This is a genomic window from Tenacibaculum sp. MEBiC06402, from assembly GCF_049239625.1.
In the GTDB taxonomy this organism is placed as follows: domain Bacteria; phylum Bacteroidota; class Bacteroidia; order Flavobacteriales; family Flavobacteriaceae; genus Polaribacter.
Genome location: NZ_JBMKKT010000033.1, coordinates 1 through 778 on the forward strand (window position 1 = coordinate 1; position 778 = coordinate 778).

The window sequence follows — 778 nt, forward strand, 5'->3', positions numbered from 1 at the left end:
AGCTACTGGTGAAACTGGAGCAACAGGAAGTACAGGAGCGACAGGTGAAACTGGAGCAACAGGAAATACAGGTGCAACGGGTGAAACCGGAGCAACAGGAAGTACAGGTGCTACAGGAGCTACAGGTGAAACTGGAGCAACAGGAAATACAGGTGCAACGGGTGCTACGGGTGAAACCGGAGCAACAGGAAGTACAGGAGCGACAGGTGCTACAGGTGAAACTGGAGCAACAGGAAGTACGGGGGCTACAGGAAGTACAGGTGCAACGGGTGAAACTGGAGCAACGGGAGCGACAGGAAGTACAGGTGCAACGGGTGAAACTGGAGCGACAGGAAACACAGGTGCTACTGGTGAAACTGGAGCAACAGGAAATACAGGTGAAACTGGTGCTACAGGAAGCACGGGAGCTACCGGAAGTACAGGTGCAACGGGTGAAACTGGAGCAACAGGAAGTACAGGTGCTACGGGTGAAACTGGTGCTACAGGAAATACAGGTGCAACAGGAAGTACAGGTGCTACTGGTGAAACTGGAGCAACAGGAAATACAGGTGCAACAGGAAGTACAGGTGCAACGGGTGAAACTGGAGTAACAGGAAGTACAGGTGCTACGGGTGAAACTGGAGCGACAGGAAGCACGGGAGCTACAGGTGAAACTGGAGCAACAGGAAGCACAGGTGCTACGGGTGAAACTGGAGCAACAGGAAGTACAGGTGCTACGGGTGAAACTGGAGCAACAGGAAGTACAGGAGCTACTGGTAATACTGGTGCAACAGGAAGT

At 52.7% G+C, this 778-nt stretch carries 1 protein-coding gene; it reads left to right on the top strand.

Features of this window, described 5'->3' with window-relative positions; translation table 11 throughout:
* The coding region (locus ACOSP6_RS00305) for a hypothetical protein (RefSeq protein WP_422095669.1) at positions 1-778 on the top strand (778 nt) is incomplete at both ends.